The organism is Paraeggerthella sp. LCP19S3_G8 (assembly GCF_052119225.1).
GTDB lineage: Bacteria > Actinomycetota > Coriobacteriia > Coriobacteriales > Eggerthellaceae > Paraeggerthella > Paraeggerthella hominis.
This window is the reverse complement of sequence record NZ_JBQKFQ010000004.1, coordinates 289,390-313,675: the sequence shown is the minus strand read 5'-3', so window position 1 is coordinate 313,675 and position 24,286 is coordinate 289,390. Positions and strand designations below refer to the sequence as shown.

General features: G+C 64.6%; 19 protein-coding genes. 15 read left to right on the top strand and 4 right to left on the bottom strand.

From position 1 onward, the window contains the following. Positions 1-153: 153 nt before the first annotated feature. On the bottom strand, positions 154-939 hold the full coding sequence (locus ACTQZK_RS06845) for an enoyl-CoA hydratase/isomerase family protein (RefSeq protein WP_114566958.1): 786 nt from the start codon (positions 937-939) through the stop codon (positions 154-156). 514 nt (positions 940-1,453) lie between these two features. On the opposite strand from ACTQZK_RS06845, the gene fixA reads away from it, so the two are divergent. The 7 genes from fixA to ACTQZK_RS06810 all read left to right on the top strand — a co-directional run bounded on the left by fixA (position 1,454) and on the right by ACTQZK_RS06810 (position 8,229). After that, the gene (fixA, locus tag ACTQZK_RS06840; protein ID WP_428420926.1) at positions 1,454-2,212 is read left to right on the top strand and encodes a putative electron transfer flavoprotein FixA; all 759 of its coding nucleotides are present in this window, start codon (positions 1,454-1,456) and stop codon (positions 2,210-2,212) included. Positions 2,213-2,260: 48 nt separating this feature from the next. Next, positions 2,261-3,145: an electron transfer flavoprotein subunit alpha/FixB family protein gene (locus ACTQZK_RS06835; RefSeq protein ID WP_114566956.1), complete on the top strand. Its 885-nt coding sequence runs from the start codon at positions 2,261-2,263 to the stop codon at positions 3,143-3,145. Between the two features lie 137 nt (positions 3,146-3,282). After that, positions 3,283-4,584 (top strand): FAD-dependent oxidoreductase, encoded by a 1,302-nt coding sequence (locus ACTQZK_RS06830; RefSeq protein WP_441899029.1) that lies wholly within the window; start codon positions 3,283-3,285, stop codon positions 4,582-4,584. Further along, positions 4,581-4,880 carry a ferredoxin family protein gene (locus tag ACTQZK_RS06825; protein ID WP_441899027.1) on the top strand — a complete coding sequence of 100 codons (300 nt, stop codon included), beginning with the start codon at positions 4,581-4,583 and terminating at the stop codon, positions 4,878-4,880. The genes ACTQZK_RS06830 and ACTQZK_RS06825 overlap by 4 nt, the downstream gene beginning before the upstream one ends. 257 nt (positions 4,881-5,137) lie before the next feature. Continuing rightward, a complete protein-coding gene (locus ACTQZK_RS06820) occupies positions 5,138-5,626 on the top strand; it encodes a DUF1269 domain-containing protein (protein WP_216529734.1) in 489 nt (162 codons plus the stop codon). Between the two features lie 281 nt (positions 5,627-5,907). Further along, positions 5,908-6,486, top strand: coding sequence for a helix-turn-helix domain-containing protein (locus tag ACTQZK_RS06815; RefSeq protein ID WP_114566952.1), 579 nt, complete (start codon positions 5,908-5,910; stop codon positions 6,484-6,486). Positions 6,487-6,537: 51 nt separating this feature from the next. Beyond that, a complete protein-coding gene (locus ACTQZK_RS06810) occupies positions 6,538-8,229 on the top strand; it encodes an AMP-binding protein (protein ID WP_441899025.1) in 1,692 nt (563 codons plus the stop codon). Here the strand turns inward: ACTQZK_RS06810 and ACTQZK_RS06805 are convergent. After that, complete coding sequence (locus tag ACTQZK_RS06805; RefSeq protein WP_216529732.1) at positions 8,202-9,203, bottom strand: MBL fold metallo-hydrolase; 1,002 nt, start codon at positions 9,201-9,203, stop codon at positions 8,202-8,204. The genes ACTQZK_RS06810 and ACTQZK_RS06805 overlap by 28 nt on opposite strands. Before the next feature lie 183 nt (positions 9,204-9,386). Beyond that, entirely contained in the window at positions 9,387-10,955 is a 1,569-nt protein-coding gene (locus ACTQZK_RS06800; protein ID WP_441899022.1) for a PucR family transcriptional regulator, read from the bottom strand. A gap of 332 nt (positions 10,956-11,287) precedes the next feature. Here ACTQZK_RS06800 and ACTQZK_RS06795 point away from each other — a divergent pair, with 332 nt between their 5' ends. The 4 genes from ACTQZK_RS06795 (at position 11,288) to ACTQZK_RS06780 (ending at position 16,349) form a co-directional block, all read left to right on the top strand. Then, positions 11,288-13,702: a molybdopterin-dependent oxidoreductase gene (locus ACTQZK_RS06795; RefSeq protein ID WP_441899020.1), complete on the top strand. Its 2,415-nt coding sequence runs from the start codon at positions 11,288-11,290 to the stop codon at positions 13,700-13,702. 8 nt (positions 13,703-13,710) lie between these two features. Beyond that, positions 13,711-14,331, top strand: a complete 621-nt coding sequence (locus ACTQZK_RS06790; RefSeq protein WP_441899018.1) for a 4Fe-4S dicluster domain-containing protein — start codon at positions 13,711-13,713, stop codon at positions 14,329-14,331. Positions 14,332-14,418: 87 nt separating this feature from the next. Beyond that, positions 14,419-15,645, top strand: coding sequence for an NrfD/PsrC family molybdoenzyme membrane anchor subunit (gene nrfD, locus ACTQZK_RS06785; RefSeq protein WP_441899016.1), 1,227 nt, complete (start codon positions 14,419-14,421; stop codon positions 15,643-15,645). Positions 15,646-15,647: 2 nt separating this feature from the next. Beyond that, positions 15,648-16,349: a TorD/DmsD family molecular chaperone gene (locus ACTQZK_RS06780; RefSeq protein ID WP_441899014.1), complete on the top strand. Its 702-nt coding sequence runs from the start codon at positions 15,648-15,650 to the stop codon at positions 16,347-16,349. Here the strand turns inward: ACTQZK_RS06780 and ACTQZK_RS06775 are convergent. After that, positions 16,346-17,458 (bottom strand): hypothetical protein, encoded by a 1,113-nt coding sequence (locus tag ACTQZK_RS06775; protein WP_418830833.1) that lies wholly within the window; start codon positions 17,456-17,458, stop codon positions 16,346-16,348. The two genes, ACTQZK_RS06780 and ACTQZK_RS06775, sit on opposite strands and share 4 nt — an antisense overlap. 30 nt (positions 17,459-17,488) lie before the next feature. On the opposite strand from ACTQZK_RS06775, the gene ACTQZK_RS06770 reads away from it, so the two are divergent. The 4 genes from ACTQZK_RS06770 (at position 17,489) to ACTQZK_RS06755 (ending at position 24,219) form a co-directional block, all read left to right on the top strand. Continuing rightward, positions 17,489-19,342 carry a sensor histidine kinase gene (locus ACTQZK_RS06770; protein WP_441899012.1) on the top strand — a complete coding sequence of 618 codons (1,854 nt, stop codon included), beginning with the start codon at positions 17,489-17,491 and terminating at the stop codon, positions 19,340-19,342. A gap of 162 nt (positions 19,343-19,504) precedes the next feature. Beyond that, complete coding sequence (locus ACTQZK_RS06765; protein WP_428420603.1) at positions 19,505-20,254, top strand: LytR/AlgR family response regulator transcription factor; 750 nt, start codon at positions 19,505-19,507, stop codon at positions 20,252-20,254. 125 nt (positions 20,255-20,379) lie between these two features. Then, on the top strand, positions 20,380-21,792 hold the full coding sequence (locus ACTQZK_RS06760) for a DUF2252 domain-containing protein (RefSeq protein WP_428420605.1): 1,413 nt from the start codon (positions 20,380-20,382) through the stop codon (positions 21,790-21,792). 24 nt (positions 21,793-21,816) lie between these two features. Continuing rightward, positions 21,817-24,219, top strand: a complete 2,403-nt coding sequence (locus ACTQZK_RS06755) for a glycoside hydrolase family 3 C-terminal domain-containing protein (RefSeq protein WP_441899010.1) — start codon at positions 21,817-21,819, stop codon at positions 24,217-24,219. Positions 24,220-24,286: the final 67 nt, after the last annotated feature.

Here is a 24,286-nt window from a genome sequence, read left to right as displayed (position 1 = left end):
CGCCCCCCCCCGTAGCCCCGGCGGGGGCGCTTGGGGCTTTTGGTGCGTGCGCCGCCCGCCCGCCCCTCCCCCGGCCCCGGCCGCCCCCCCCCGGGCACGTGGCGGATGGCCGCGCGAATGCCCGCGCGGACCGAGTGGATTGATAAAGGGGAGTTACTTGCCCTGCCAAACCGGCGTGCGCTTCTCGACGAAAGCGGCCGGGCCTTCGATGCCGTCGGCGGTCTTCTCCAGGAAGCGGTACGCGGCGTCGGAGTAGCGCATGGCATCCTCTTCGGACATCTGGTCGGCGGCGTGCACGATGTTCTTCGTCCACTTGAGGGCGAGGGGAGCGTTCTTCAGGCACTCTTCGGCCAGCGCGATAGCGCGGTCCATGACCTCTTCGGCCGGCACGACGTAGTTGATCAGGCCGAGAGCCTTGGCCTCGGGAGCCTTGATCTTCTTGCCGGTCAGCAGAAGCTCCATGCAATCCTTGCGGTTGATGTCGCGCGCCAGGCGCACGATGCCGCCCGTGGAAGCGATGATGCCCAAGCCAACCTCGGTGCAGCCGAACTTGGCGTTCTCAGCAGCAACCACCATGTCGCAGGACAGGGCGATTTCCATGCCGCCGCCGGCCGCGGAGCCGTTGCATGCGGCGATGACGGGCTTGGAGCACAGGCGCGCGGTCAGGCCGCCGAAGCCATGCTCGGTCACGGTCTGGCACTCGCCGCCTTCGCTCAGTTCGGAAAGATCCTCGCCCGCGCAGAACACCTTGCCCGTGCCGGTGACGATGATCGCGCGCACGGCGGGATCGGTCTCGGCGTTGTTCATGATGTTCTCCATGGCCTTGGAGGTGACGCCGTTAAGGGCGTTCGCCACGTCGGGGCGGTTGATGCGGATGATCAGCAGACCGTCCTCGCGAAGTTCGGATACGACGGTGTCGGTACCATAGTAATCTGCCATTGCTCCTCCTTGACTGGTTGCGATTTCGCGCGAAGCCGCGCGTGGCGCCGAGCGATGTTCCGCACGTGATTCGGCTCGATTGCAGCGTGCCGCCGTCGTGTTTTACTCGCTCGAACAACTGCCCTGAATACTAGCGATCGCAGCTATGCCGTTGCATCGCAAGGCGCATGGTAATTCGGCGATACTTAAAAATCGGTGCATCGCAAAAAAAGTAGTAGGGATACGTAATGATGCCATTGATCAGGGGCTATGAAACGCGTTTGCGCAGTGCTTCCCGCGGCGGGGGCGCGGCGTTGCGCCGTGGCGCCGCGCGGGCGATGGAGCCTGCGCGGACGGGCGCGCAGGCATAGTCAAATTGTAAGTAATGATGCTTTCACGGCGATCTTGCGATGACGCCGCGCGGCGAGCGGTGCAAACTGCTCTCAACGCGCCGAATCCGCCGCATGTTCCCCTCGAAGACGGCGGGTCGCGTCCGAACGCTTTATAAAGGCAAACGAGAAGGGAAAGGTACAGGATGAAAATCGTTGCTGCTTTCAAGGTGGTTCCCGACGATCAGGACATCCAGGTGTCCGCGGACGGCTCCCTGGATTACTCCAAGGCCAAGGGCATCGTGTCAACGTACGATCTGAACGCTCTCGAGGCCGCGGCGCAGCTGGCCGCAGCCAACGACGGCTCCTCGGTGGTTGCGATGACGGCGGGCCCCGCTTCCATCGACGACTCCAAGCTGAAGAAGAACGTGCTGGCTCGCGGCGTGGACGAGCTGTTCATGGCCGCCGACGATGCATGCGCGAACATGGATGCCCGCGCGACGGCGGAGGCGCTGGCTGCTCTGGTCGGCAAGGTGGGCGCGTTTGACCTCATCCTGTGCGGCGACGGCTCCGCTGACAACTACGCGCAGCAGGTCGACGTGCAGCTGGCTGCGAAGCTGGGCCTTCCTGTAGTGAACGGCGCCACGAAGATCGAGGCGCAGGGCTCGTCGCTCATCGTCGAGCGCACGCTCGAGGACGTCGTCGAAACCGTCGAGGTGCCCCTGCCCGCCGTTGTGTCCGTGTCGCCCGATATCGCGCTGCCCCGCATTCCCGGCATGAAGGACATCCTGGCCGCCGGCAAGAAGCCGATGAACGTGGCCGGTGCCGAGGCGGCTGTCGACGGCGCTATCGACGTTGTCTCCTGCAAGGCTCCCGATCAGGCCGACCGCAAGCTCGAGATCCTCGACGCTTCGGCTGATGGCGCGATCGAGCAGTTCGCTGCAGCCCTCAAGGCCGCCCTGTAGGTTCCGTCTTCCGATAATCCGCTGTCTGAGAGAAAGGCTAGCATACCCATGAAAGCACTTGTTATTGCCGAGCGCGCCGACGCTGCCCGCGAGCTTGCTGCCGGAGCCCGCACCATGGCCGATGAGGTCGTCCTCGTTTCCTTTGGCGATGCGCCCGCTGCCGTTGCCGACAAAGTGGCGAAGGTGTCCGTACCCGAAGGCTCCGTTTTGGACGACGCCGCCGATACCGTGATCGCCGTGTTCGACGCCGAGCAGCCGAGCGTCGTGCTGGTCGAGCCCACGCGTCACATGAAGACGATCGCCGGCCGCCTGGCCGCGCATGCGGGCGCCGCCGTTATCACCGACGTCATGGAATTCGCCGCCGACGGCGCGAAGAGCCTGTACTTCGGCGGCGTGGCCGAGCGCGTGCAGAAGGCTGCGGGCGACGTGGCCATCTATACGGTTTCCGCTGGCGCGTTCGAAGGCGCCGAGGCAAGCGGCGCGAACGCGGTCGAGGACGTGGCCTGGGTTGCCCCGGCCAATCCGGTGAAGCTCGTGTCCTCCAAGCCCATCGAAAAGAGCGGCGTTGACCTGGGTAAGGCTGACGTGGTCGTGGCTGCGGGCCGTGGCTTCGCGGAGGAGTCCGAGCTTGACTTGGCTCGCGCGCTGTGCGAAAAGCTGGGCGCCGGCCTGGGTTGCTCGCGTCCGCTGACCGAGGGCGTGGACTGGCTTCCCACCGAGACCTACGTTGGCGTGTCCGGCCTCATGCTGTCGCCGAAGGTCTACGTGGCTTGCGGCATTTCCGGCCAGATGCAGCACATGGTGGGCTGCAATCGCGCCGGCACGATGTTCGCCATCAACAAGGACAAGAACGCGCCGGTCTTCAAGCAGTGCGACTTCGGCCTGGTGGGAGACATCAAGGATGTACTGCCGGCTTTGACAGCGGCACTGTAGAAAGCTTCGATCCGCGGGAGGGCTCATGGAGGCCTCCCGCTTCAAGAAGCTCGAACCTTGCTGGTCAGGCGAGCGAGCGGGCTTTTGCGGTGAAGCTGGTGTGTTGTTGATTTTCATAAGACGAGAAAGGATGAAAGGTGTCTGAGACCGATTTCGACATCATCGTCGTGGGGTCCGGGTGCGCCGGGGCCGTGGCCGCTTACGTGGCCGCGTCCGCCGGCAAGAGCGTCCTCGTGGTCGAGCGCGGCAACTTCGCCGGCGCCAAGAACATGACGGGCGGGCGGATCTACTCGCATTCGCTTAAGGAGGTCTTCCCGAACTTCGAGCAGGAGGCGCCCCTCGAGCGCAGGATCACCCACGAGCGCATCGCGCTTCTGGACGCGCGCTCGAGCATGGCCGTCGACTTCACGAGCGACGAACTGGCGGAGGAAGGCAAGGACTCCTACGCCGTCCTGCGCGCGCCGTTCGACCAGTGGCTGGCCTCGAAGGCCGAGGACGCGGGCGCCGAGTACATCTGCGGCATCGCCGTGGAGGAGCTCATCAAGGACGAGGCGGGCCGCGTGGTGGGCGTGCGCGCGGGCGAGGACGAGATCACCGCGCAGGTGGTCGTCCTGGCCGAGGGCGTGAACCCGCTTTTGTCCGAGAAGTGCCTGGGCAACCCGCGCCCGAAGGCGAACGAGATGGCCGTGGGCATCAAGCAGGTGTTCGAGCTGCCGGCCTCCCAGATCGAGGACCGCTTCCTGTGCCCGGAGGGCGAGGGCGCGGCGATGCTGTTCGTGGGCGACTGCACGCACGGGAACGTGGGCGGCGGCTTCCTGTACACCAACAAGGACTCGATCAGCCTGGGCCTCGTGGCCACCATCTCCACGGCGGCCGACGCGTCGAACCCGTACCCGGTGTACCAGATGCTCGAGGACTTCAAGAACCACCCGGCCGTGGCGCCCGTCATCCGCGGCGCGAAGCTGGTGGAGCACTCCGGCCACATGGTGCCCGAGGGCGGCTACGACATGATCCCGAAGTACGTCTTCGACGGCTGCGTCATCGCCGGCGAGACGGCGGGCCTGTGCATGAACATGGGCTACCAGGTGCGCGGCATGGACTTCGCCGTGGCCAGCGGGCGCATGGCGGCCGAGGCCGCGGTCGAGGCCATCGACAAGGGCGACGTCTCCGAGGCGGGGCTGTCCTCCTACAAGGCCAAGATGGAGGACTCGTTCGTCATCAAGGACCTGCGCACCTTCAGCAAGTGGCCCCACGTCATGGAGCACTGGGACTCGATGTTCACCGACTACCCCGTCATGGTGAAGGAGATCTTCAACGCCATGTTCAGCGTGGACGGCGCGCCGCAGAAGCCGCTCGTGAAGCGCATGATGCCCATCGTGAAGAAGCGCGGGCTGTTCAAGCTCGCTCGCGAAGTGAGAGGAGCGACGAAGGCCCTATGAGTGCTATTGCTGACATCACCGTCAACGTCGACGAGTTCCTTGCCCTCGACAAGTACGAGGTGGACGAGGAGAGCGCCCACATCGAGCTGGTGGACGACCCTGACGACGAGGAGTTCCTCAAGCTGGTGCGCGTGTGCCCGGCGGCCCTCTACAAGGTCGACGAGTCGGGCGCGAAGTCGTTCGACTACGCCGGCTGCCTGGAGTGCGGCACCTGCCGCATAGCCTGCGGGTCGACCATCGTCAAGAAGTGGGAGAACCCCCAGCCCACCATGGGCGTGGAGTACCGCTTCGGCTAGGATCGGAAAGCCCCGTTTCGATCCCCGTATCGTTTCGCCTGACCGGGCCGCAGCATCGCGCTGCGGCCCGGTTGCTTTTCGGCTTCGCGCGGTGCAAGCGCGATAGGGAGGGGAAGGACGATCGCAGGCGCGCAGCTGGTTTCGGCGACGTTTCGCAACGGTTCCGAACGGGTGCCAAAGCCGAAGCGTTCGCTGCTGCGGTGCCGCATGCGCGTACAGTGAGGGCTCGATGAAAGCCAGAGAAAGGAGCATCAAGCATGAGTACGCTCGTTGTGCTCGGGTATCCGAGCGAGATGGAGGCGAAATCCGCTTACCAGAAGATTCTCGATCTCGACAAGAACCTTATCGTGAGCTTGCAGTCCGTGGCGGTGGTCGCCCGCCGCGCCGATGGCAAGTACGACGTGGTCACTCCCGATTCCAAAATAGGCACGTCTGCGGTATGGGGCTTGTTCTGGGGCGTTCTGTTCGGAGTGCTCTTCTTCGTGCCCGTGTTCGGCGCGGCTATCGGAGCCGGCATCGGCGCCTTGACCGGCGCTATTGTCAAGCATGGCGTAGACAAGGATTTCCAGGATCGCGTGCGCAACCTGCTTTCCGTCGACGACAGCGCCGCCGTGTTCATGGTGGTCGGCGGCATGACCACCGACAAGTTCGTCGAGGCCATCAGGCCCTTCGGCGGCGACGTGCTGCAAACGTCGCTCTCCATCAAAGACGAGGAAGAGCTCAAGCACGCCTTGTTCAAGAACTAGGCTCCGCTCTGGTTCCGCACTACGCGAAGCCGCCCTTTTCAGGGGCGGCTTTTTCACGATGCGCCGCGTGCGCCATGCGTTTCGCAAGCTCTCTGTAACATGGCGGCTCCCATCCGCGCCCAAGTTTTTGAGCTCGCGTCGCGCGCGGGACCCGTGACGCTTGCGACGCTAAACCGTTTTGCATGTCCGTTCTTCCGTAAAACCTATTTCGCGATTGGTTGAGAGCGAATCATAGGCTACCATTTACCTTGGTAAAACGATCATGAAGAGAGGAAGCTGGCATGATGGATGAGAACAAGCTGGGAAACAAGATCACGACGCTGCGCGAGGCGCATCACCTGTCCGTGCAGGACCTGGCGGATCGTTGCAGCTGCGACGTTGAGATCGTCGAAGGTCTTGAGGCTGGAAAGCTGCCGCCCTCGCTTGCTCCGCTCATCAAAATCACCCGCGCGCTGGGCGTTCGCTTGGGCACGCTCATGGACGATGACGAGAACTTGGGCCCGGCGTACATCGATCGCGAGCAGATGATCGAGGTCGAGCGCGTGAAGTCGCTCCAAACGGCCAGCGATGCCGGCGATTTGAGCTACTTCAGCTTGGCGGCGGGGCGTCCGTCGCGCCACATGGATCCCTTCGTCATCACCGTCACGCCCTCCGGCGAGACCGACCATGAGCTGGTCGGCCACGAAGGGGAGGAATGGCTGTTTGGCATGGAAGGCTGCATCGAGATCGAGTACGGCAAGGAAGTCTACGTGCTGCATCCCGGCGAGAGCATCTACTACGACTCTATCGTGCCTCACCAGGTGCGCGCGCACGACGGGCAGAACGCCAAGTTCCTCGCCGTCGTGTACACGCCGCTGTAGGCCCGCCGCCTTCGCTGCCCGTGCTCGATTTACAACAAGGAAGTGACCTGCATGCCTGAACCCATTGCATCCGAAGCCCTTGCCGGCTCTGCGGATTATCCCTTGCATTCCGAAAAGACCATCAGCCGCTATTTCCGCGACCAGGTGGCCATCGACCCCGACCACGAGTTCGTCGTGTACCCGGACCGCTCCCTGCGCTGGACGTACAAGGATTTCGACGAGCGCACGGACAACCTGGCGCGCGGCCTGCTGGCCATCGGCATGGAGCCGGGCGATCACCTGGGCGTCTGGGCCCGCAACATTCCCGACTGGCTGACGTTCATGTACGCAACTGCCAAGATCGGCGTGGTCATGGTCACGGTGAACCCCGTGTACAAAAGCCATGAGCTGGACTACGTGCTGAAGCAGTCCGACATGAAGGCGCTGTGCGTGATCGATGCGTACCGCGACGTCGACTACCTCAAGATCATCCGCGACCTGGTGCCCGAAACGCTCACGCAGCAGCGCGGGCACCTGGAAACCGAGAACTATCCGTTCCTCAAGAACATCATCTACATGGGACCGGAGAAGCATCGCGGCTGCTACAGCGTGCCCGAGCTCATCTTGCTGGGGCAGCACGTGCCCGAAAGCGCGCTCGAAGAGGCGGAGAAGCACTTCGACAACAACGACGTGGTCATGATGCAGTACACCTCCGGCACGACGGGCTTCCCCAAGGGCGTCATGCTCACGCATCGCAACATCCTGAACAACGGCTTCTACATCGGCGAAGGCCAGAAGCTCGGCCCCGAGGACCGCGTGACGCTGCCGGTGCCGTTCTTCCATTGCTTCGGCTGCGTGCTGGGCGTGATGGCCAACCTCACGCATCGCTCCACCATGATCATCGTGGAGGAGTTCGACGCGGGGCTGGTGCTGCAGGCCGTCCACAAGGAGCGCGCCACCGCGCTGTACGGCGTGCCCACCATGTTCATCGCCGAGCTGAACCACCCCGATTTCGATTCCTTCGACCTGACCAGCTTGCGTACGGGCATCATGGCGGGCAGCCCGTGCCCGCCCGAAACCATGCGCGAGGTCATGGACCGCATGTTCATGAAGGAGATCACCATCTGCTACGGCTTGACCGAGACGAGTCCCGTGTTCACGCAGACCAGCGCCGACGACGACATCGTGCACAAGTGCGAGACGGTAGGGCGCAAGCATCCGCCCGTGCTGGTGAAGATCGTCGATCCCGAAACCGGCGAGGAGTGCGGCGTCGGGCAGCCGGGCGAGCTGTGCTGCAAGGGCTACAACGTCATGAAGGGCTACTACAAGATGCCCGAGGAAACGGCGCGCGCCATCGACGCGGGCGGCTACCTTCATTCGGGCGACCTGGGAACCCTTGACGAAGACGGCTACTACCGCGTGACCGGACGCGTCAAGGACATGATCATCCGCGGCGGCGAGAACGTCTATCCGCTTGAGGTGGAGAACTTCCTGCTCACCATGCCCGGCGTGCTCGATGCGCAGGTGGTGGGCATTCCCGACAAGAAGCTCGGCGAGCTGGTGGGCGCGTTCGTTCGCGTGCGCCCCGGTTACGAGAACATGACCGAAGAGGACGTGCGCGCCTACGCCATCCCGCGCATCGCGCGTTACAAGGTGCCCAAGCACGTGTTCTTCGTGGATGACTTCCCCATGACGCCGTCCATGAAGGTGCAGAAGTTCAAGCTGCGCGAAATGGCTCAGGAGCTGATCGCAGCAGGGAAGTAGACGTTGCGGGCGTCGCCGTCCTTCGATCGCGTCACACGTCCGGTGGCGGCGAGGTGGTCGAGGATGGCGATGCCCTCCATGAGGATGCACCAGCGCTGCATGAGCGAGATGTCGTCCCAGCGCTCGTGCGGCACGTTCCAGCGAATGCGCCGCACCACCTGCTGGCCCAGCAGGCCCGGCTCGCGCTCGATGATGCCGACGGTTTCGTCGAGCCTTTCCAGATGATGGCGTTTCAGCCAATCGATGCGCTCGTGGAAATCGGGGCGGTTCTTGCCGTGCGATACCAGCAGCGTCTCGATTTCCATGTTGCTCACGCGATCGAGGCTGTCCAGGTACGCCTGCAGGCTGTCGGATCCGTCGGGGAACACGGTGACGCCGGGGGAGACGACGAACAGCACATGATCGCCTCCCATCAGCGTTTTGCTTCGCGGCTCGTACAGCGACAGGTGGTCGGGCGTGTGTCCGGGCGTTGCCACCACATGAAGGCGGTAGCTTCCAACGTCGATGACGTCCCCGTCGCCCACGACCACCGGCGCGCACCGATCGATGTCGATGACGCGCGGGCCCGACACCGAGCGCACGAGCGCATCCGCATCCGCGCGCGGCACGCCCTCTTCCACCAGGCGCCGAAAGTCCTCGTGAAGCTCTTCCACGCCGCCGTCGCGCGCCATCTGCAACCCCTCCGCGCTCAGGTATACGGTTGCGTTCGCCGGGGCGATGCGGTCCACAAGGCCCACGTGGTCGTAGTGCAGGTGCGTCAGGAAGTACGAGGTTCTGGCCGGGTTCACGCCAAGCTCTTCCAGAGCCGCATGAAGCACGCGGTACCCGTCTTCGGTGGGGGCTCCCGTGTCGACTACCAGGGAGTCGTCGCCGTCTTGCACCAGATAGCAGTTCGTTCCGCTGGTGCTGATGTTGTCGAACGGAACTTCGATTTCGAACAGGTCGGGGTTCGTGCGGATGCGGGTGGCGTGCATGGCTTTCCTTGCGGTTTCGGGATTCGTTTCAGGTGAACGATACCACGAAATGCAGGTCGCCACGGTATCGCCACGTTTCGCGTCTTTTGGGTAGAAGGGCGCGCCTTTCGCACGCGTGGACGCGCTGTCGGAAGCGAGCTTGCCGAAGGTTGCAGCGCGCAGCGCGCTGTCGGGCCGCGCGCCTTATCGGGAGACGATCCTGCACGATAGAAGGATCCTGAGCAGGTCGGTGCCCGCCGACGAAGGGTCCTCCAGATCCATCCCGCTGATGGCCTTTATCCTTTTCAGCCGGTACGAAAGCGTGTTTCTATGGATGAACAGGGCCTCCGCGGCATGCGTGGCGCTGCATCCGCTTTCAAGGTAAGCCTGCGCGGTTTCCACGTACCGGGCGTCCTCGCGCGCGTCGACGCGCGCGAGCCGCACCACGCGGTCGTCGAGCAGCCAGCGGGCGTCTCCGGTTAGGTTCAGGCGGTCGGATAGATCGTCGAACCAGCAATCGTCGTAGAACCGGGCGACCGTGCGGAGTTTTCGCCCGGAAGACGAGCCGTTCTCAAGGTGCTCCAGGGCGAAGCTCGCTTGCTGCGCGGCGGTGCGCAGAAAGTGGAAGTCGGAGAACACCGACGAGAACCCCGCCAGAAAGCGCGCCGGCAATCCGTCGTCGGCCGCCGGCTCCTCCAGGCGCTCGCGCATTTCGTCAAGCGGGTAGTCCTTTTCTCGGGCGACCATGAGGTAGGCATCGTCTTCGGCCTCGAGAAACCGGGCGCGCGGGTACCGCCGTTCGATCCGCCTCAGCGTTTGGCGGTGAGGGCCCTCCCAGTGCTCGCTTTGCGCCGATCCGCTGAAGCGGCAGACGTAGTACGGGTCGTCAAGGGACCAGCCGAGTTTCGAAAGCTCGTAGGCCAGCACGCGCCCGCGCACGGCGTTGCCGGCAAGCAGCTCGTCGATCAGGTTTTTCGAAGACTTGTCCAGCTGGGGGTAGATCTGCCGGGGAAGGATCAGCACGAGCAGCCGTCCCAGGTGGTCCGCGAGCACCAGATCGCTTTGGGTGAGGGGTGCGTTCGCATCGACCAGCTCGAAGCATCCGTGGTACGCGCCGTTGTGCAGCAGGTTTCGAACCAGATAGGAATGCCCGGTTCGGGGCGCGTCTTTGACAAAATAGGCCCGATCGCAGCGGAAAGCGTTTTCGGAACTGCTCATCCACAGGTCGAAGTAGAGCTCGGTGGGGCACACGCCCGTTTCAATGGCGGTCGTCCATAGCTCGTCGTGGAAGTCGTCCGGCAGGTGCCCGGCGCACAGCACGTAGTACAGCGCGGAATCGGACACCATGAGGGGATTGCGAAACGCGGTGGCTGCCACGTCCATGACCTCCTGCAGCGACGCATCGCGCGCCATGGCCTCCAAAAGCGACTCCGACCAGGAATCAAGCCTCATGCGAAACTCGAGCAGCCGGGTGAGCAGCAAGCTTGCCGAGAGCGTTCGAGGCGCGTCGGGCACCAGTATGGCGGGCAGCGGCAGGGCGTCGGCATCGGCCGAGCTCAAGCCCAAAACCAAAAGCGCTCCTTCGTCGAACGTTTCGACGTTGATGCGCTCGAGCGCTTCCGCTTCCGCGATGAACAGGCTTCCCGCCCGAGGCTTGCTGGTGCGCTCGAGCAGTTCTATCCGGTCGAGGTCAAGGCGCGTCGAATGCTCGAACAGCGCAACGGGCGAAAGGTCGGCCAGTTCGTCGTGCACAAGATCAAGGTTGAAGCGCATAGTGCCTCCTTCGCGCCGAAGCGCCGTCAGACGACCGGTCGTCCTTGTCCCTCGAATGGGGCGCAAGGTTTCGGATTATTCGGTGAAACGCGGTGCGATTCGCTGCCCGCTCTTTGCTACAGCATCTTTTCACCTGGGATGATACTCCCGTTTGTTCAATATGCACAAAGCTTGGGCCGCGTATTTCGGCGGATGGAATAAAGACGCGTTCTCGCAGGTTTCCTACACTGCGGCCTGATGCGGGTTGCGCGACGGACGAGGGCCAGGGGGACGGCACGGCGTGCGAAGGGCTTGGCGCGACCCGAATGCAAGCAAGACGATAGGAGAAGTACATGGAGTTGACGAGGCGCGGTTTCCTCGCGGGGTCCCTCGCCGCTTGCGGCTTGGCCGCAGCGGGGGCCGGCATGTTCACGCCCGATAGCTGGCTGTCGCCCGCCGTGGCGTACGCGGGCATCGGTCCTTCGGGCGCCGAGCGCGCGGCATCGGGCGAAGAGCATACGGCTTGCACGTACCATCAGGAGCATTGCGGCGGCATGTGCCCGCTCAAATGCACGGTGCGCGACGGCCGTCTGGTGAAGGTGGAGCCGAATACGTGCGTGGATGATCGTTACGAAACGATCTGCTTGAAGGGCATTTCCGAAGTGCAGCACATATACGGGGCAGGGCGCGTGCAGACGCCTCTCAAGCGAGTAGGCGAGCGGGGATCGAACGAATTCGTGCAAGTAAGCTGGGACGAGGCGCTCGATAGCATCGTTTCGCGCATCAAGGAGATCCAGCGCGATCACGGCAAGCAGGCGGTTATGGTCACCTCGTCGAGCGAAGCGAACATGCCGTTTCTGGCGTCGCTGCTGGGCGCTCAGACCGGCGGCAATGCCGGTATCGACGTGGGAATGGGCAACGGTCTGGATCCCGCTATCGGCTATGGAGGCGGTTTCGCCATGGCTACGGGCGAGGCGCGCGATTGGGTGAACTCCCGCATGGTGCTTATGGTGGGATGCAACTTCTGCGAGTCCAGCCTGCCCCAGGTTCGCCTGTTCTTCGAGGCGAAGGAAGCCGGCGCGCGCATCGTGTCGGTAGACCCTCATTTCTCGACCACGGCCGGCAAGGCCGACGAATGGGTTCCCATCGAGCCGGGTACCGACGCGGCCCTGTTCCTTGCCATGACGTCGGTGATTCTCGACGAAGGGCTGGCGGATCGAGCGTTCATGGCAGCCCATACGTCGCTGCCCTTCCTGATCGATGCTTCGACGGGACGGCTTGTGCGCCAGCATGCGGAAGATCCGCAGGCTGAAAAGCCCCAGACGGGCGCTGAGAACCCGTTCTTCGTTATCGATTCGGCTACGGGCCAGCCCGTTCCCTACAATCAGCCGGGCGTTTCGGCGGCTCTGTCCGGCGAAGTCGTCGTTGACGGAGTGCGCGCCCGAACAGCGTACGATGCGCTGGTCGAAGGCCAAAAGGAGTTCACGGCGGCATGGGCCGAGGGCATCACGGGCATTCCCGCCGCAAAGATCGAGTCGCTTGCGCGCGCGTACGCCAAAGGGCCGTCGTCGCTTGCGCTGGGATGGGGCGGCAACGACAAGATGGGCAACGCCGATATCGCAGGTCATGCCGCAGCAGTGCTGGCTGGCGTGACCGGGAACATCTGCAAGCCCGGCGCGAACGTCGGCGTGTTCGTAGGCGGATGCTGGAACGGCCATTCCACAACGCTGGGGTCGTGGGAGCTGCCGGACGCTCTGGTTCCCTCCGAGGACGAGATGGCGGCTTACGACATGCGCACGAAGCCCAACAGCGTGAAGGCTTACATTTGCTGCGGCGACCTTGTTGCCCAGCATTTCGCCAATATGTCCAAAACCGAGGACTGGGTGCGCACGCTCGATTTGATCGTGTCCATCGATCCGTACTTCACCGAAGGCGCCAAGTGGGCCGACTACGTGCTGCCCGCTACGACGCGCTTCGAGCTTGATGCCGAAGTGGGCGCCGTGAAAGTGGGGTACAACCAGATCGTGCTGCAGAACAAGGTGATCGACCCGCTCTTTGAGGCGCGCACCGATTTCTGGATCCAAAAGGAGTTCGCGAAGCGGCTCGGCTGCGAGGACGCGCTGCCGAAAGACTCGACCGAGCTGGCGTCGGCGATTCTTTCAGGAGCCGAAGACCCGCAGATCGCTTCCCTTACCATCGATCAGATCAACGAGCATCACGGCACGTGGCCCCTGCCCGGCATCGAGAAGCCGCGTCAGGAGTACGCCGACTTCGCGTTCGATACGGTTTCGGGAAGGTTGGATCTGTATTATCAGAACCTCGTGCCTTTCGGGCAGGAGCTTCCCCAATGGGAGCCGACGCTCGAGGCGAACGCGCAGAACCCTTTGCGCAGCGAGTTCCCGTTGCAGCTGGCCAACGTCCGCACGCGCTTTCACATTCACAACCAGTTCAACGATGCGAAGTGGATCCAGCAGTACTTCGAGCCCACGTTGGACGCGAACCCCGCCGATCTTTCCGCGCGCGGCTTGGCTACGGGGGACGTGGTGGAGGTGTTCAACGACCGCGGCAGCTTCGAAGTGCGCGTTCACGCCAATCCCTCCATTCGCCCGGGGTCGATTCGCCTGGTAGAAGGCGCTACGGCCGATTACCTGGCGCGCGGCAACATGCAGTCCGTCACCAACGACGCTACGGTGGAGCGCGGCGACGAGCTGCTGTGCGGCCCGGTTATCCCGTTCTCCGACACGCTCGTCGAGATTAGAAAGGCGTAGGGGCAATCATGACGAAACTGGCTATCGCCATCAACCTGAACCGTTGCGTAGGCTGCCATACCTGCGCGAACGCTTGCAAGATGCAGAACAACGTGCCTATGGGAATGCTGTGGAACCGCATCCTGACCAAGGACTGCGACGTCATCGACGGCGCGTTGGGGCAGTATCCCAACTTGACGCGCGTCTACCTGCCCGTGCAGTGCCAGCATTGCGAGAACGCCGCCTGTCAGAAGGTGTGCCCCACGGGCGCAACCTACAAGGATGCTTCGGGGCGCGTGGAAATCGATTACGACAAGTGCATCGGCTGCCGCATGTGCATGGCGGCCTGCCCGTTCAACGCTCGCGTGTTCAACTGGGACGAGCCGGTGCGCGAGCCTGCCTTCAACTACGGCGACGCGCGGGTTCCCGTACGCGCCAAGGGCGTGATGGAAAAATGCACGCTGTGCAAGGAGCGCACCGACGACGGGGACATTCCCATGTGCGTGCGCGTGTGCCCGGGGCGCGCCCGCACGTTCGGCGACCTTGACGATCCCGACAGCGACATCTCGAAGTTGGCGTGTTCGCCCGAAGCCCATCATCTGCTCGAAGAAAAGGGCACGCGCCCGCAGCTTTTCTATATCGGACTTTAGATCGCATCGCTTGGCCGGGCGGCGCGACGTTGCGGCATCGCGCCGCTCGAGCGGCTGCGCAGATCCGTGCGTTAAGGAGAAACCTACATGCAGTTAACAAGAACCTATAAAATCGCCTTCGCCGTGTTGGCCGCCCTTGCGGCCGCCGGCGTGGGCGCGTATGCGTACCAGTTCGTCGGCGGGTTGGGCGTCACGGGCATGTCGAACGGCACGTCGTGGGGCCTGTACATCGCCTGCTTCATGTTTTTCGTGGGGCTGTCCGCGGGCGGCCTTATCGTGGCTTCGTCGGCGTCGATCTTCCACGTGGCGGAGTACAAGAAGGTGGCCCTTCCCGCCATCTTGGTATCGCTCGTGTGCATCTGCATCGCGGGCTCGTTCGTTTTGATCGACCTGGGCGGCATCGTGCGCCTGCTCAACTTGCTGGTAACGCCCAACTTCGTTTCGCCGCTTCTATGGGATATATGCGTGATCAGCACGTATCTGGTCATCAACTTGGTCTACCTGTACTTCATGACGTCGCGCAAGCCCGGTGCGAAGGACAAGGTGGCCATCGTATCGCGCTTCGCCCTGCCGGTGGCTATCCTGGTGCACTCGGTGACGGCGTGGATCTTCGGATTGCAGATTGCGCGCGAAGGCTGGTACTCCACCATCATGGCCCCGCTGTTCGTGGCGTCGGCCATGGATTCGGGCTTGGCGCTTTTGCTGCTGTCGCTTCTGTGGATGAACCGGCAGCGCGTGTTCGCCACGTCGCGCAAGCTTATCGCGAACCTGGCGGGCCTTCTTGCCGTGTGCATCGCAGTGGACGGCTATATGGTGGGATGTGAGGTGCTGACCATGGCCTATCCCGGCACCGAGCCCGGCATGGAGGTGTTCGGCCAGATGGTGTGGGGCGCAACCGCTCCCTTCTTCTGGATCGAGGTTATCGTGGGCGTGGTCGTTCCGTTCTGCATCCTCGTGTTCGCGCGCAATCGCCGACGCCCCGGTTTGGTCGCGTTGGCGGCGGCAGGCGTTGTGGTCGGCGTGTTTTGCAAGCGCATCTGGCTTTTGTTCACCAGCTTCATATTCCCGAACGTGTCGGGCGCTCCGGGCCTGGTGAGCGGGTCCAGCTCGTCAAGGGGTCTGTACGGCATGGACGGTTGGGCAGTGACCAGCTCGTACGCTCCTACGCTGCCCGAGATCCTGATCGTCGTGGGCATGGTGGCCGTGGGCGTCATGGCGTTTTTGCTGCTGGCGAAAGTGTTCTTGCGCTACGACCCCGCTCCCGCCGAGGCCGACGACAAGGCTTGGGAGCGTAGTTTAGGAGCGGAGGAGTAGCTATGATGGAATGCGCCGAGTGGCCGGCGTCGGTGCTTGCGGCAACCTCGACCTGGCGGGACGTATGGCGTAGCCGGGCGGAAACGTTCGCGTTTCTTGGCAACAGCTTGCTGCGGCCCATGACCACCGAAACGTCGATCGGACTGCACGAATCGTTCTGGGATGCGTTTTCCCAGCAGCTGGGCAGCGCTTTTCGCTGTCATGATCGGGCTGCTTTGGGGGTCGATCGGCTGAAGCGCTATGCGCGCGGCGCTTCCTCGTGCCGCGATGCCGCCGTCGAGCGCGTGGACGTGGAGTACGCGCGGTTGTTCATCGGCTCGCCCAAGCCTGCGGCGCCGCCTTGGGAAACCATGTACGCCGTGCGCGGGCGCGTAGGGGAGGCGGGCTTCGGCGATGCGGCCTTCGAGATGCGCGCTTTGCTGCGCGACGCGGGCCTTGCCGTGCGCGGGCCGAGCAACCAGTACCCCGACCACCTTGGCCTGGAGCTGCTCTACTTGGCTGCGGCTTGCAGGGAGATGGCGACGGGCCAGCGCCCCGCGGGCGACGGGCGCCGTTTGGCGCGTTTCGCAAGCGAGCACCCGGCTTCTTGGGCGACGGCGCTGCGCGAGGCGGTGGAAAGCGCCGCCCCCGAAGGCTACTACCTTGGTATCGTGGAGGTTGCCGAGGGCGCGTGCTGCGCGTTCGCGGAGGGCGTCGGCGTTTAGCGGCGCTTGGCGCGCATGACGGCGATCGCGCCGCCGGCTATGCCCACGACCCCGGCCGTCAGGCCCAAGGCCCAGGCGAATCCGGGCAGGCCGGCGGGCTCGTCCGCGACCTCGCTTGCGGCGGCGTCGGGTTCGACGGTTGGCTTTTGGGTTGCGGCGGCGCCAGGCTCGACGGTTGGTTCCTGTGCGGCGTAGGCTTTTTCGGGTGCCGGGGCGACCGACGGTTGCGCAGGCTCGGACGCGGTGCGCTCCTGGGGCGCGTCGCTCGCGCGAACGCCGCCTGAGCCCGTCGGCTCAGATGCCTCCTGCGCGGCAGGCCCGTTGCTCTCCGGCGCTTCGGGCCCGCCTTCGGGATGGACGCGCTCGCTTTCGCCCTGTCCTACGCCTCCAATGTTTCCTCCCGTGCCTCCCGAATCGGTTTCGGGAGGATTGACCACCGAAGGCGGCGGCGTGAGGTCGTTCTCGTCGTCGGAGGGACGCGAGCCTTCGGGATAGGTGATGAGCGCGGGCTCGAAGGCCGTCTCCACGGTTTCGCCGTCCTGGAGCACGACGGCCGTGGCGCGAAGGTAGAAGTCGCGGTAGTCGACGGTTTCGGAGCGGCGGAAGACTGCGCAATGCCGAATGGACGGATTGGCGAAGTCGTCGTCGTACACGGCCCTGATGCCATCCCCTTCAGGCGTTTCGTACATCAGGTGGTCTTCGTTCCACGTGTAGGCGGCCCAGCGCTCCCAGGAGTCCGCAGGGTCGTCGGCATAGCGGCGGTCCAAGTACAGAACCTGCAGGTCGGGGTGCTGCACCTGCCCCCATCCGGGATCGATGGGGAGCGCCGGCAGAAACAAGATGGTCGTCATGCCCCTTCCCGGTATGATCCTGACGATCTGGCCGTACGGCTGCTCGACGGTCGGGGATGCGCTGCCGTTTCCCAAGCTCCCGCCGCCGAGAACCCCGCCGCTTCCTCCTGGCGAGCGATCCGAGAGCGCGACGCCCTCGTGCGCCCAGGCTTGATTCGCGCTCGGGCAGGCGCATCCTATGGCAAGCGCCGCGCATGCGGCAAGGGCGCAACGGCTGAGCGCCCTTGCCTTCGATTCGTTTCTGGTATGATGCGACACGAGGATCCTATCGTTTCGGGGAGGGGCACTATGTCGGTTCGCGCTATCGCCCGTGCGCTCGTCCCTGCCGCGGTCGTGTTTCTTGCGGTCGGCTGCCTGCTTTCGTTCACGTACTTCCATGATAACAAATACGCTGCGCCTCCGCCGTACGGGGACGACGGTTCGATCGCGCTTTCCGACGACGACGTGGCCCGGCCCGTCCCGCTCGTGGACGGCTGGCTTGTTTCCGTGGACGGGTCCGCCCCGATCGAGACGTTCATCGGGCAGTACTCGAACTTCTCGTACCTGCCGAACGGTACGTCAGCGTTCGGCAGCGCGACGTACCGTTTGGACGTGCGCTACGAAGGATCGCGCGCCGAGCGCGCGCTCGTCATCCTGCTGCCCGAAGTGTTCACCGACTACACGCTGTACGCGAACGGGATTTCGGTGGCGTCGGACAAGATGGGCCCGGAAGCGGCTTTGATCGTGGGCGAGCATACCGAGCTTGTGCTGGAGGTTCGCAACCAATCCCATTACTACAGCGGCCTTGTGTACCCGCCCCTTATCGGTTCGGCGCAGGCTATCGCACAGGTTGAGTTGGCGAACTCCCTGCTGTCGGGCGTACTCGTGCTGCTTCCGCTCGTTTCGGCGCTGTTCGCGTTCGCCGTGTACGGGCGCCGCGGGGAAGATCCGGTCGTACGGGATTTCGGCCTGCTGTGCTTGGCTTTGTCCGTTGCGGGTTGGCGGGGGATCGCGTGGCGCCTGGGCTTGGGGGACCCGTGGGTCTACGCTCTGGAAGATGCGGCATGGACGGCGGTGTTCGTGTGCGCGGCGTCGGTGGCGATGCGCTCGACCGGCGTGCTCGATCGGTCGCGGGCACGCGCTGCCCGGTGGATTATGCTCGTTTTTCCGCTGGTCACGCTCGTATGGGTGGCCGCGGTCATTCCGCTTTGGCCGGCTACCATCGAAGCGTACGGCGTGTACCAAACCTTGCTCAGGCTGGGATGCTGGGTCATGCTGACGGCCTGCGCGGCGATCGGCTTGGGGTCGCGCAGCCCCGAGGCGCGCTACATCTTGTGCGCGTGCGCGGCTTTGGGAGCCTCTTTGGGCGCGAACCTGCTAGACGACAACGCGTACGAGCCACTGTACGGCCTTTGGCAGCAGGAGTACGCGGCCTTGGCCATGGTCGCCGTGTTCGCCTGCATGCTGGTCGTTCGCGTAAGGAGGATGAGCGCCGCGCAGGAGCAGGTGCGGGAGCTGTCCGTGCAGGTTCGTGCCGCGAAGGACAGTTTGCTGCACATGCGCCGTGCCGAAGAAGCCACCCGGATGGCGCGCCACGATCTGCGCCATCACGTGGAAGCGTTGCGGGGCCTGCTTGAAGAGGGCGCTTTCGATCGATGCCGATCCTATCTGGACGAGCTTGCTTGCGGCCATGATGCCACGGCTCCGGTTCGCTATTCGGGCAACCTGGTGGTGAACGCGGCTCTGACGGGGTATTTGGCGCCTGCTCAGGAGCGGGGCGTTGAAGTGCGGTGCGACGTGCGCGTTCCCGAGGAGCTGCCGTTGCGCGACACCGAGCTTGCGGTGCTGCTGTCCAACATGCTGTCGAACGCGTCGGAGGCGTGCGATCGTGCGCGCCTTGCGGGGCATCGGCGTCCGTACGTGGACTTCGCGATGCGCGTCGAAGGCGATCGGCTGGTTGCACGGTGCGAGAACGTCATGCCCGCCGATGCATCGTTCGATGCTACAAGCAAGTCCGACGGGGGCGATCACGGGTGGGGCCTGCCCGCCATGCGCCAGATCGTCGAGGCGCACGACGGCGCGCTGGTGATCGATTCGGGCGAGGACGCAATCGTCGTGCGCCTCGTGCTGAAGCTTGGGAACGGGGCGGCGGCGCGGAGTTGACGAGGCGCTTCAGCTTCGCGCCGCTGCCTCCCGAGTGTTCTATCGCGGCGGATTCGTCGCCGATAGCCGCATGTCAATAGTGGTGTGCCGTTAAATTGCGAGTAAACTGTTCAGAGTAAGAACCAGAAGGTCACGTCTTTGCGAGGAAGGCAGGAAGGCGAGTTGAGGATAGCGATTTGCGATGACGAGGGCGTCCACCGCACCGAGTTGCGCGCGGTTCTCGATCGCGTTTTGCAGGCGCGCGGCATCCATGCCAGCTGCGAAGAGTACGCTGCGGGCCAGAAGCTGATCGCGGATTCCGCGGAAGAGCCTTTCGACCTCGTGTTCTTGGACGTGTACCTGGAGCGGGAGAGCGGCCTGTCCGTTGCGCGCGCCTTGCGCAGCGTCGACGCGAACGTGCATATCGTGTTTTTGACCGTATCGCGCGAGCACGCCGTGGACAGCTACGAGGTGCGCGCAACCGATTACCTGATCAAGCCCGCAAGCGAACAGGGGATCGAGCGCGTGTTCGACCGAGTGCTGCCGCCTTCCGTTCCCCGCTTGGCGTTTCGCGTGGGAACCGGGCGTCGCTACATTCCCTACGGCGACATCCTGTATTTGGAAAGCCGCGACCATGCGGTCTTGCTGCACACCGTGGACGGCGCTTGCTATCGTGGTTTCGCCAAGCTCGGCGACGTGCAGGATCAGCTTGATGACGACCGCTTCCTGCGCTGCCATCGCAGTTGCCTGGTCAATATGGACTACATCGCCGACGTGCGGGACGACTTCGTGTTGAACGACGGCACCTGCGTTCCCGTACGCGTGAAGGAGCGACGCAAGATGCACGAGGCGTACCACCGGTACTTCGTGGATGCGACCTGCGGAGAAGGGGGTCGCGTCCTCTGTTGCCGAAGCGACCGATTTCGCGGTTGATGCGCCCTGTTTCGCGGAAGGCGGGCGTTGCGGCGCCGCTCGCCTATACTGTACTCTCCACTGCGCCTTGCACGAAGCGGCAGTATGCGGTCAGAGCGCTTCGCGCGCTCGGAAGGGATGGTCCCATGAAGCTTGATTGCGATTGCAGCGCGGCCGCCGGAAGCGGGCTTTCCCGCGGCAAGGCCCTGCGCGACGCCGTTCCGCGCGCATCCCATGCCGCCTGGTCCGTGCAAGCGGGTCGCTCCCAGGTCATCGACCTTTTGAGGGAGCAGGAGGCGGATCGCTTGCGCTACCTGCTGCCCGAGCGCCATCTGCGCATGAGCGTGTCCCCGTTCGCCTTCTTCCGCGGCAACGCGGCGGGCATGGCGGCCGACCTTGCGCGCACTCCTTCCACCGGCTTGGCGGTGCAGGCGTGCGGCGATGCGCATATAGCGAACTTCGGCGGTTTCGCGGCACCTGATCGGCGCCTTGTGTTCGACGTCAACGATTTCGACGAAACCGCACCTGCGCCGTGGGAGTGGGATGTCAAGCGCCTGGCTGCAAGCATCGAGATATGCGGGCGCAACCGCGGCTTCAAGCCCAGTTGGCGTCGCGCTGCGGTGCGCTCTGCGACGGCGGCCTACCGCGAGGCCATGGCCTCGTTCGCGCGCAAAGGGGCCCTTGACGTGCACAGCGCGCGCCTCGATGTGGAAGAGGTGCTGTCGCATGCCTTGCAGGGCGCTTCCGCAAAGGAGGAGCGCCGCGTGCGCAAGCAGCTCGAACGCGCCTTCTCGAAGACGAGCGCCCGTGCGTTCGGCCGGTTCGTGCAGGTGGGCGAAGCAGGAGCGACCATCGCGTTCGATCCCCCCAACGTGGTTCCGCTCGATCGGTTCTCGTCCGTTGCCGAGGCCGATCGCGTGGCCGCCTCGCTCATCGAGCTTCTGGAGGGGTACCGTGAAAGCCTTGCGCCCGAGCGATGCTGCCTGTTCGATCAGTACGAATATCTTGACGCCGCCCAGAAGGTGGTGGGCGTGGGAAGCGTGGGCACGCGAGCGTGGATTATCGCGCTTGTGGGTCGAGACGTGCGCGATCCGCTTGTGCTGCAGGTGAAAGAAGCGCAGGCTTCGGTGCTCGAGCGTTATTGCGGACCCAGCGGATGGGCGTCCCACGGCCAGCGCGTGGTGCAGGGGCAGCGGCTCATGCAGGCTGCGGGGGACGTGCTGCTCGGATGGACGAGCGCGCCGGACGAGACGGGCCGCCAGCGCGATTACTACGTACGGCAGCTTTGGGATTGGAAGACGTCGACCGATCTTGAAACGGCGCCCGCCGCCGAGATCGAGGCCACGGGCCGTTTGTGCGGCTGGACGCTCGCGCGCGCTCATGCGCGCACGGGCGATCGGTGCGCCATCGCAGGCTACCTGGGAGCATCGGGTTCGTTCGACCGGGCCGTAGCCGATTTCGCGCGCGCCTACGCCGACCAGAACGAAGCTGATTACCGCGTGTTCGTCGATGCGCTGGCCCACGGCGGCCTTGACGCCGGTCCGGAACCGCTGTCGTAGCAGGGCGCAAGGAGAGGAGGCCTTATGGACGTCGAATCGGTGCTCGAGCAGATGACGCTCGAAGAGAAGTGCGCATGCCTGACCGGCGAGGGCTACTGGGTCCTCGGCGGCTGTCCTCGGCTGGGCGTTGCCCCTATCGAGGTGTCCGACGGCCCGCACGGCTTGCGTCACCAGTCGGGCGCGGCCGACAACCTGGGGCTTTCCCAAAGCAATCCCGCCGTGTGCTTTCCCACGGCCAGCGCCTCGGCGTGCTCGTTCGACGTCGACCTGTTGCGGCGCATGGGGGAGGCCATAGGCGACGAGGCGCGCGAACAGGGCGTGGCCGTGGTGCTGGGCCCCGGCGTGAACATGAAGCGCAGCCCGTTGTGCGGTCGCAACTTCGAGTATTTCAGCGAGGACCCCTTTCTGGCCGGCACGCTGGGCGCGGCTTACATCCAAGGCGTGCAGAGCCGCGGCGTGGGCACGTCGCTCAAGCACTTCGCGTGCAACAATCAGGAAACGCACCGTCTCATCTCCGATTCGGTGGTGGACGAGCGGGCGTTGCACGAGCTGTACCTGGAGCCGTTCCGGCTGGCTGTGGAACAGGGCAAGCCCTGGACCATTATGACCGCGTACAACCTGATCAACGGCACGTATTGCTCCGAGAACCCTTGGCTTATGGAAGAGGTTGGCCGCAAGGCGTGGGGCTTCGACGGCGCTTACGTGTGCGACTGGGGCGCCGAAAGCTCGAACGCCGACAGCCTGCCGGCGGGATTGGACCTGGTCATGCCCGGGGTTCGCCCCGATTATCGCCTTGACGTGGCCGACGCCGTGCGCGCGGGCCGCATATCCCGCGAGCGCTTGGACGACGCCGTGCGCCGCGTGCTTCAGCTGCACGACAAGCACGAGCGTGCGCGCGACATCGTCCGGATCCGCGATCTTGACGCGCGCCTCGAGGTCGCGCGCGAGGTTGCCGAGCAGTCGGCGGTGCTCTTGAAGAACGAGGGCGCCCTGCCGCTTGAGCCGGGCGCGCGCATCGCGGTGATCGGCGCGTTCGCAAAGCACCCGCGCTACCAGGGGGCGGGGTCGTCCAAGATCAACCCCGTTTCGCTCGACTGCGCGTTCGACGAGCTGGTCGCCGCCCAAGCCGCATGCTCGTACGCTGAAGGCTACGATCGCGAAACGGGCGCGGCAACCGAGGCGCAGCTTGAGGAGGCCGCCGCGGTCGCGCGGCGCTGCGATGCGGCCGTGGTGTTCGTCGGGCTGCCGGACGCATCGGAGTCGGAAGGAGCCGACCGCTCCCACATGGGTCTGCCCGAAGGCCATGACAGCCTGGTCGAGCGCGTGTGCGCGGCCAACCCGAACACCGTGGTGGTTCTGCAGGGCGGGTCGCCCGTAGAGCTTCCTTGGCGCGACCGTCCGAACGCCATCCTGCTGAGCTACTTGGCGGGCTGCTGCGGCGGGAAGGCGACCGCCGACGTGCTGCTCGGTCGCGCGAACCCTTCGGGCAAGCTTGCGGAAACCTGGCCCGTGCGCCTGGTCGACACGCCGTGCGCGGACTTCTTCCCGGCTACCGGAAGGCAGGCGCATTATCGGGAGAGCGTGTTCTCCGGCTACCGGTACTACGATGCCGCCGGCGTGGAGGTGGCCTACCCGTTCGGGCACGGGCTGTCCTACACCCGCTTCTCGTACGAGAACCTGCATATCGAGGCGGTCGACGATGGGTTCGCCGTGTCTTGCACGGTTCGAAACGTAGGGGATCGGTTCGGCAGGGAGGCCGTGCAACTGTACGTGGCGCCGCTCGACAACGCGGGAATCCGCCCTGTTCAGCAACTCAAGGCGTTCGCGAAGGTGGCGCTTGAGCCGGGCGAGGAGCGCCGTGTCGAACTGGCGCTTCCTCGACGGGCGTTCGCGCATTACGATCCTGAAACGTCCTCTTGGGAGGTGTTCGAGGGCGCTTACGATGTGCGGGTGTCCGCTTCCAGCCAAGACGTGCGGCTGCGCGTCGCCCTCGACGTGGCGGGCGTTCCCCGCGCGGGGCAAGCGGTGCCGCAGGCGTATCGCGCGGTGCATGCCTCGGGATTTGCCGACGAGGCGTTCAGGGCGCTGTACGCCAAGCCGTATCCCAAGGTCATCGTTGCCATGCGCCCCTACACGCCCAATGCGACGGTAGGGGATCTCAAGGCGTCGCTCGTGGGATGCGCCGTGCATTGGATTCTGCGCCACGAGCTGAAGCTGCTCGCGCGCAGCGACCCTGCGGCGCGCGCGGCGGCCGAGCGCATGGTCAGGGACACGCCGCTTCGCACGCTTGCCATGTCGGGCGTCGACATGGGGCTGGTGGACGGCGCGGTTGATATACTGAACTATCGGTTCTTCAGAGGGTTCAAGCGTCTTCGTCGCGTGCTTGCCGGCGCCTCGGCTTCCGAGGACCCTGCAACGCAAGCGTGAAGCGGCTGCACAGTAGAAAGAAGGCTGCGTGCCCGACCGTCGAAGACGGCGGCGCCGCTCGATCGAA

Bases quoted from the DNA above. Each gene is read 5' to 3' on its own strand.
- ACTQZK_RS06825 (WP_441899027.1), top strand. From the start codon at position 4,581: ATGAGTGCTATTGCTGACATCACCGTCAACGTCGACGAGTTCCTTGCC.
- nrfD (WP_441899016.1), top strand. From the start codon at position 14,419: ATGCAGTTAACAAGAACCTATAAAATCGCCTTCGCCGTGTTGGCCGCC.
- ACTQZK_RS06810 (WP_441899025.1), top strand. From the start codon at position 6,538: ATGCCTGAACCCATTGCATCCGAAGCCCTTGCCGGCTCTGCGGATTAT.
- ACTQZK_RS06835 (WP_114566956.1), top strand. From the start codon at position 2,261: ATGAAAGCACTTGTTATTGCCGAGCGCGCCGACGCTGCCCGCGAGCTT.
- ACTQZK_RS06760 (WP_428420605.1), top strand. From the start codon at position 20,380: ATGAAGCTTGATTGCGATTGCAGCGCGGCCGCCGGAAGCGGGCTTTCC.
- ACTQZK_RS06820 (WP_216529734.1), top strand. From the start codon at position 5,138: ATGAGTACGCTCGTTGTGCTCGGGTATCCGAGCGAGATGGAGGCGAAA.
- ACTQZK_RS06800 (WP_441899022.1), bottom strand. From the start codon at position 10,955: ATGCGCTTCAACCTTGATCTTGTGCACGACGAACTGGCCGACCTTTCG.
- ACTQZK_RS06815 (WP_114566952.1), top strand. From the start codon at position 5,908: ATGATGGATGAGAACAAGCTGGGAAACAAGATCACGACGCTGCGCGAG.
- fixA (WP_428420926.1), top strand. From the start codon at position 1,454: ATGAAAATCGTTGCTGCTTTCAAGGTGGTTCCCGACGATCAGGACATC.
- ACTQZK_RS06845 (WP_114566958.1), bottom strand. From the start codon at position 939: ATGGCAGATTACTATGGTACCGACACCGTCGTATCCGAACTTCGCGAG.
- ACTQZK_RS06790 (WP_441899018.1), top strand. From the start codon at position 13,711: ATGACGAAACTGGCTATCGCCATCAACCTGAACCGTTGCGTAGGCTGC.
- ACTQZK_RS06755 (WP_441899010.1), top strand. From the start codon at position 21,817: ATGGACGTCGAATCGGTGCTCGAGCAGATGACGCTCGAAGAGAAGTGC.
- ACTQZK_RS06780 (WP_441899014.1), top strand. From the start codon at position 15,648: ATGATGGAATGCGCCGAGTGGCCGGCGTCGGTGCTTGCGGCAACCTCG.
- ACTQZK_RS06795 (WP_441899020.1), top strand. From the start codon at position 11,288: ATGGAGTTGACGAGGCGCGGTTTCCTCGCGGGGTCCCTCGCCGCTTGC.
- ACTQZK_RS06770 (WP_441899012.1), top strand. From the start codon at position 17,489: ATGTCGGTTCGCGCTATCGCCCGTGCGCTCGTCCCTGCCGCGGTCGTG.
- ACTQZK_RS06805 (WP_216529732.1), bottom strand. From the start codon at position 9,203: ATGCACGCCACCCGCATCCGCACGAACCCCGACCTGTTCGAAATCGAA.